Source organism: Streptacidiphilus carbonis (assembly GCF_000787775.1).
Classification (GTDB): domain Bacteria; phylum Actinomycetota; class Actinomycetes; order Streptomycetales; family Streptomycetaceae; genus Streptacidiphilus; species Streptacidiphilus carbonis.
This window is the reverse complement of record NZ_BBPM01000076.1, coordinates 23318-29758: the sequence shown is the minus strand read 5'-3', so window position 1 is coordinate 29758 and position 6441 is coordinate 23318. Positions and strand designations below refer to the sequence as shown.

Sequence of the window (6441 nt, the reverse complement as noted above, 5' to 3'; positions counted from 1 at the left end):
AAGTTGTTTTCTTTCCGGGCTTGAGGAGTGCGTTTTCGCTGGTCGGGCGTAGGTTCGGCGGTCCCGTGGAAGTGGTGACGTGACGTGTCGTCGCTGCGGTGGAGGTCGGGATGCCGTCGGTCGTGGGGCTGTTGGAACAGCGTGAGGTCACTGCTCGGCGTCGTGTGGACGAACTGCGGGAGGAGGCCGACCGCATCGCGGCGGAGTTGGTGGTGGCCGAGCAGGACTGGAAGGAATGGGTCATCGCCCGCTCGCGGGTCGGCGAGGTGCTGGATCCGGCCGGTGACGGCATCGCGGCCCCGGATTCCTCCCAGGACCTGCGGGATCCAGATCCGCGGCTGGTGCGGGCCGAGCCGCCGAAGGCTGCGGCGAAGCCGAGATCGATGGTGCCGATGTGGCGTGCGGGGCTGGCATGGTCGGCGCTGTCGGTGGACTACCAGCGCATCGTGCAGGTCCTAGCGGACCACGAGCGGCTCGGTCGGGGCCCGCTGGCCTGCCAGGAGATGGCCGCAGCGTTCGGGTTGGAGCTGGTGCCGGCGAAGGTGGAGGCGTTGCGGTCCAAGGCGAAGCGGCTGGTGGCCCGCGGCTGGCTGGCCGAGTCCGAACCGGGGCAGTTCACGCTCGCGCGGGGCGTGGCCGGGCCAGGCGGCGGGTCATGAGCAGGGTCATCGACCAGTAGACCATCGCCTCGGCTGCTGGTGGTTCGTTCGAAGTCGCGCACCAGGCGGCGGGTGCGCATCAGATGGGCGAAGAACCGCTCCACGATCCACCGTTTGGGCAGCACCACGAAGCCGCGCATGTCGTCGCTGCGTTTGACGATCGCCAGCACCAGGGCCAGGGCGGTCAGGCAGTGGGCAATCAGGCTGCCGGTGTAACCGCCATCGCCCCAGACCAGCTCCAGCCGGTGATGCGCTTCGGTGACCCGGGCGAGCAGTGTCTGCGCGGCGGCGCGGTCGCCGGTGTCCGCAGGGGTGACCAGCACGGCCAGCAGCAGGCCCAGGGTGTCGACCACCGCATGCCGCTTGCGTCCGTTGATCAGCTTGCCGCCGTCGAAGCCGCGGCTGGCGGAGCCGACGACGGCGTCCGCCTTGACGGACTGGGAGTCGATCACCCCGGCGCTGGGCTCCGGGTCCCGGCCTGCCTTCTCGCGGACCTGGCCGCGCAGCCGGTCGTGGAACTCGGTGAGCAGGCCGTGGTCGCGCCAGCGGCGGAAGAAGGCGTAGACCCGGTCCCACGGCGGGAAGTCGGCCGGCAGGGCCCGCCATTTGGTTCCGTTGTCGACCAGGTAGTGGACTGCGTCGAGTATCGCCCGGTGGCAGTACGCCTCCGGCTGTCCTCCGCGTCCCTGCAGCCAGCCGGGCACCGGCAGCAGCGGGCGGACCGCTGCCCACTGCACGTCCGTCATGTCGGTGGGGTAGCGGCGCTCACGCGTTCCGTTGTCGGCGGCATTCCCGAACCGGTGCGCGAGGCAGTCACACGACGGGGTGACCGGACTGGACCGGCCACAGCCGGGGCGAAAGACTGCGACAACAGGGCCTCCTGGATCGCTTGTTGGCGTAGACACCTAACGAGCTACCAAGAGGCCCTGCTTTCATGCCCGCCACCGGCCGCGATCACCCGAACGAGACCCCTGTTCGACCAACACCGCTCAAGATCGGAACGACAACAGCCACTAAACGGAACTGGCGCACCACAGCTCAGCGCCCACGCACCCGCCACGATCGATAAGACAACCGATGCCGTCGGACCCTGCCTCCCACCTCATGATCGTCCGCCCGTGACCTGTGTCTCACCCGGATCTGACACCTCGCTGGTCAAAGGCGCATCAGCATGACGCGCTCGACGAGACGCGACAGCACGGGCCGATATTTGCGTGACCTCGCTCGGCTGACCTTGGACCATGTGCCCATGGATATTCGAGCCGCGGGTCTGAACGAACTGCCTCTCCTGCAGGAGATCGAGAGGGCTGCCGGTCAATGCTTCCGCGACATCGGCATGCCGGAGATCGCCGATGATGAGCCGCTCCCACTGGGCGAACTCGCACGCTACCATCTCGCTCGGCTGGCCTGGGTTGCTGTCACCGACTCCGACGTCCCGGTCGCCTACCTGATCGCCGACCGTGTCGAGGGCAACCTCCACGTCGAACAGGTCTCGGTGCATCCGGACAGTTCACGTCGTGGAATCGGCATGTCCCTCCTGGACCATCTGGCAGATCACGCCGCGCGTGAGGGGACGCCAGCCCTGACCCTGACCACGTTCGCTCAGGTCCCGTGGAATGCTCCCTATTATTCGCGCTGCGGCTTCCAAATCCTGGACGACAGCAAGCTCGCCCCTGGACTTCGCCAGATCCGCGAGCGCGAAGCGGAACATGGCCTGGACCGGTGGCCTCGGGCCTGGATGCGCCGGGCGCACTCTCCACGCAGCCCCTGACCAGGCAAAACATCGAAGTCCTGCTGGAGTACTAGTACTCCAGTGTGACTTCGCGATCATGTCGGTCTCGCGGCCTACGCTTGCTGGCCATGGGCTACGACGTGCACATCACCCGCCGTGAGAATTGGTGGGATGAAGAGGGCCAGGACATCAGCGTGGCGGAGTGGGAAGCGGTGGTCGCTGCCGATCCCGGCCTCGGCGCGGTTCCGCTGTGGTGGAACGTCGGGCGGATCGTGTCCAAGAACCCGAGCGATGCGGTGATCACGAGGATGCGCGAGGTGGCGAAGGCGCTGGGCGCGCGGGTTCAGGGCGACGACGGTGAGTACTACGACGCCTGATGCGTGCGGCCACCGCGAGATGATCAAGGGTTGTGTGGACTCTTGAAGATCGTGCGGTGGCCGCGGGCCATAGCGTAAGCCCCGCTCGATGGCAGGCGTTGTTCGACCAGGGTATGGCTCGGATCGCGGGCCTGTTCGGGCGGGTGGAACCTCGGGCCGCTGCCCGCGCTTATCTGCTCGGGCTGCTGTCCGGGACCGAGCGCAAGAACTGCTGGCAGCTGGCGGAGCACGCTGGCCATAGCCGTCCCGGTCCAATGCAGCGGCTGCTGCGCAGTGCCCGCTGGGACCCGGCTGCGGCGCGGGACGAGGTCCGCCGCTACGTCGTGGACCACCTCGGCACCGGTGACGGTGTTCTGATCGTGGATCTATGCCGACACCGCGACTATGCCGAGCAGGGTGTCAGCGCTGCTGGTTGCAGTCGGTGATGGGGCTGATCGTTCGGCATAGTCGCGGCGTCCTGCTGCTGAATGACTGCTCGGCCTCTGACACACTGGTGCCATGACAGTGCAGCGAAAGGACCATGCCGCGTAGGCGTCCTTCGGACCTGCGCTCGGACCGCCGGAGGTTCGGGGTTGAGCGTGGGCGATATTCGAAGATCGGTCGGGTATCCGGCTCGGCGCAAGCTGAGATCATCCGTTTGGAGCGAACTCGCTTCGAGCCAGGCGACCTGGGCAAAGCCCTGGCTGCCTGGACTGAGGTGGCGCGTACTCCGCGACGGAGTGCGCCTGACGTTCGCACGGGCTGCGGCGAACCGTCCTGCTGTCCGCCGGAGCCGGACGAATGGCGGGAGCTCCTGGAGGTCGCCATGCATGCCCTGCCTCCGAAGTCCGCGCGCGAGCTCGCCCACATCGTCAGGCGCTTGGACAGCAGAATTCTGGATCACCCGGCCCTGAGACACACCGTTTCACCGTGCGGTCGTTGGTGGCACTTCAGCCGGTGGCCGTGGGAGGACTGACTGCGATGGCGTCGAACGGGCTCACCTCGCAGCCAGTCCGATCGACGTCACAGGCGGTCAAGGAAGGCGAGGACTTGTCGGTGGGCTGATAGCGGCCCGGGCGGGCAGCGACCGGTGCGGTGAGGGCGAGTGCCTTCTCCTTGATGGTCATGTCGGCGTGGACGTAGGCGTCGCCGACATGGCCCTCACCGGAGCTGCTGCCACAGATGCACATGGACTTCTTCGTGACCGACCTCGACTCCGCCAAAAAGCAACTGCACGCTCACGGGGCCACCACACCCCAGCACCAGCCGAACGATCGGGCACGCGGGCTGATCGTGATGCTCGATCCGGCCGGCCACCCGTTCTGCATCGCAGCTCGGCGATGATCACTCTCCGCGACTAGAGAAGGGGCCTCCTCCCGCCAACTAACGTGAACAAGACCCGCCAACCCGCTGAGCCGAAGCCCAGTACTTGTCACCGGTGAAGCCGGATGAGCTGGCCGACAGGACGGGGCGAGGCAGCCTTGTTGGCACCAACGAGGCACTCGGCTTGTCGCAGATGCTCATTCGGCAGCCTTTCTGTCACCAGTACCGAAGATCGAGAGTCCGTCCAGCTTCCCGGCCTGGTCCCCGTCGTCCGCCACGCCGTCGCCCTGCCCGTCATCGCCGCGGGCGGAATCGCCACCGCCGCCGACGTGACGACCGTGCTGCGCGCTGCGCGGTGGCCGCCATGGTCGGCACCGTGCTGCTGCACAACAGGAGAGCGGACCCGACCGGGGCTCAGGCCGCTGCTGCAGCCTTGGCTGCCTCCGACGGACGCAGCCAGGTGGGCTCGGAGCCACACGGGGCCTGGACGAACAGGCGGGGCGCTACGGCCGGAGCGTCCATCCCGCCTTCGGCAGTCGGCTCGCGGTTGCCCCTTGCGTGATCAGCGACGAGCCTCCATTATCAGGAATCCTGATACTTCAAGTCTGTAGCGATGGGGTCCCAGTCATGTCATTCAGGGCCAGAATCCAGGCCAGAGGGGTTCAGCTGCTGCTCGGCCGAATGATGAGCCGCGTGCACCAGGATCTGCGCTTCACCGACATCCCGAAACGCACGGAATCCATCCGGGTGGAGACCGGCGCCGGACCGGTGACGTGCACCGTCTACCGCCCGTCGGCCACCCCCGCAGCCCCTGCCCCCGTGTACGTCAACTTCCACGGCGGCGGGTTCGTGATCACCCGCCCCCAGCAGGACGACCACATCTGCCGCTACATAGCCGCCACGGCCGACTGCGTGGTGATCAACGTGGACTACGCCGTCGCCCCACAGCGGCCGTACCCCGTACCCGTCACCCAGGCGTACGACGTCACCGCCTGGGTGGCCGAGAACGGCACCGCCAACAACTGGGACGGTTCGCGACTCGCCGTGGGCGGACACAGCGCCGGGGCCAACCTGACCGCCGCGGTCTGCCGCACCGCTCGGGACCGCGGCACCTTCACGCCCCGCCTCCAGATCATCGACTCAGCACCGCTCGACCAGCTCGCCGACCCGGCCACCAAGCAGTCACCCATCGTCAAGCCCCTGCTTACCCCTCAGCTCATGCGGGTCTTCACCGCCGCCTACGTCCCTGATCCCGCCGACCTCGCCCATCCGCTGGTGTCGCCCGGACTGACCGACGACCTCGCCGGGCTGCCGCCCGACCTGGTCATCACCGCGGAGAACGATCGCCTGCGCGACGAGGGCGATGCGTACGCCAAGGCCCTGGAAGCCGCCGGCGTTCCGGTCACCCACCGTTGCTTCGAGGGTGTCGACCACTACTTCACCCACACCGGCCCGGCACCGGCCGGGAAGGAAGCCATCGATCTGATGGCCACCACCCTGCGCACGGCACTCACCTCCTGACCGCTGACAGGAGCCCACAGTCCTTGTGTCAACACGCTTCCTTGGCGGCACCTATCGTGCTTCGTGAGCCGAAGCTTCACGTTCCCGACGGCGTTCCTCATGAACTTCTACGTCGAGGGACCGATCTGGTTGGCAATCCTGGCAACTCCGTTCGTCGCATTGCTGTCGTGGCTTCCGGTCATCGGCCACGTGCGCAAGCCCTCCGTGAGCCGCGCCGCGACTGACAGCCGTACCAGACGGGGCGGTGCCCACGGAAGGTCGCGGGAGTCCTGGCGCAGTCCGGCCGCAATTTTCGTGACGCCGGTCAGCCACAACCCGCGATGGCAGGTACGACTGGCTTCAGGGGGCTGCCGGTCGCCAGAGCTACACGGCGGCTTCGATGGGGGATGGTTAGCCCGCCCCCTTCCGGCAGCCCCGCGACAACGTGTCTGCCCTTGGTGACATCTATTGTGTCGGCCGCGGCTCAAGGCCACGTAGCCGGACACCAGCCGTCCGCGCGGGCCGCGGGCCGCGCGGACGCAAAGAAGAAGGAAATGAGGCTCGCGGCCGGAGCGAACCCCGCCTGCACACCGCAGACCACACATCCATAGGTCGACGGGGGCCGGGGCGCCGCCCGGACTCGAGCCGCGCTGCGATCCTGTCCGGCCTGATCCGCGGCGTCCTGCGGGCCTGCACCACGTGCCGCCTCCTGGACCGCCTGGACGGCGACGCCCTGGATGCCACCATCGGCACCTGGCTCCAGCTATGCGGCGCGCTCAGCATCCAGCTCCGCGCGCGGCCCGCATCGGCAGCCTCGGCAAGATCGCGTTCGGCGGCCCCTCACCGCGGCCGCAGTGATGGTCTCGGCGGC

The 6441-nt window shown here is 67.8% G+C and carries 7 protein-coding genes and 2 pseudogenes; 7 read left to right on the top strand and 2 right to left on the bottom strand.

The features are described from left to right. Positions 1-110 precede the first annotated feature (110 nt). The gene (locus TR46_RS34020; RefSeq protein WP_084719175.1) at positions 111-659 is read left to right on the top strand and encodes a hypothetical protein; all 549 of its coding nucleotides are present in this window, start codon (positions 111-113) and stop codon (positions 657-659) included. A gap of 95 nt (positions 660-754) precedes the next feature. Here the strand turns inward: TR46_RS34020 and TR46_RS34015 are convergent. Beyond that, a pseudogene (locus TR46_RS34015) lies at positions 755-1405 on the bottom strand (IS5 family transposase); the annotation flags it as partial. Between the two features lie 503 nt (positions 1406-1908). Between TR46_RS34015 and TR46_RS34010 the strand changes: the two are divergent. The 3 genes and pseudogenes from TR46_RS34010 to TR46_RS34000 form a co-directional block, all read left to right on the top strand. Continuing rightward, the gene (locus TR46_RS34010) at positions 1909-2430 is read left to right on the top strand and encodes a GNAT family N-acetyltransferase (protein WP_042409962.1); all 522 of its coding nucleotides are present in this window, start codon (positions 1909-1911) and stop codon (positions 2428-2430) included. Positions 2431-2519: 89 nt separating this feature from the next. Continuing rightward, the gene (locus TR46_RS34005) at positions 2520-2768 is read left to right on the top strand and encodes a hypothetical protein (RefSeq protein ID WP_042409939.1); all 249 of its coding nucleotides are present in this window, start codon (positions 2520-2522) and stop codon (positions 2766-2768) included. Positions 2769-2881: 113 nt separating this feature from the next. Continuing rightward, a pseudogene (locus TR46_RS34000) lies at positions 2882-3190 on the top strand (transposase); the annotation flags it as partial. Between the two features lie 507 nt (positions 3191-3697). Here TR46_RS34000 and TR46_RS38575 read toward each other — a convergent pair. Then, on the bottom strand, positions 3698-3937 hold the full coding sequence (locus tag TR46_RS38575) for a hypothetical protein (RefSeq protein WP_052433343.1): 240 nt from the start codon (positions 3935-3937) through the stop codon (positions 3698-3700). On the opposite strand from TR46_RS38575, the gene TR46_RS42830 reads away from it, so the two are divergent. The 3 genes from TR46_RS42830 to TR46_RS33990 all read left to right on the top strand — a co-directional run bounded on the left by TR46_RS42830 (position 3936) and on the right by TR46_RS33990 (position 5591). Next, positions 3936-4091 carry a VOC family protein gene (locus tag TR46_RS42830; RefSeq protein WP_161790251.1) on the top strand — a complete coding sequence of 52 codons (156 nt, stop codon included), beginning with the start codon at positions 3936-3938 and terminating at the stop codon, positions 4089-4091. The genes TR46_RS38575 and TR46_RS42830 overlap by 2 nt on opposite strands. Before the next feature lie 104 nt (positions 4092-4195). Beyond that, the gene (locus TR46_RS45455; protein ID WP_369406024.1) at positions 4196-4681 is read left to right on the top strand and encodes a nitronate monooxygenase; all 486 of its coding nucleotides are present in this window, start codon (positions 4196-4198) and stop codon (positions 4679-4681) included. 73 nt (positions 4682-4754) lie between these two features. Next, positions 4755-5591 (top strand): alpha/beta hydrolase, encoded by an 837-nt coding sequence (locus TR46_RS33990; protein WP_236655645.1) that lies wholly within the window; start codon positions 4755-4757, stop codon positions 5589-5591. The last annotated feature ends 850 nt before the right edge of the window (positions 5592-6441 follow it).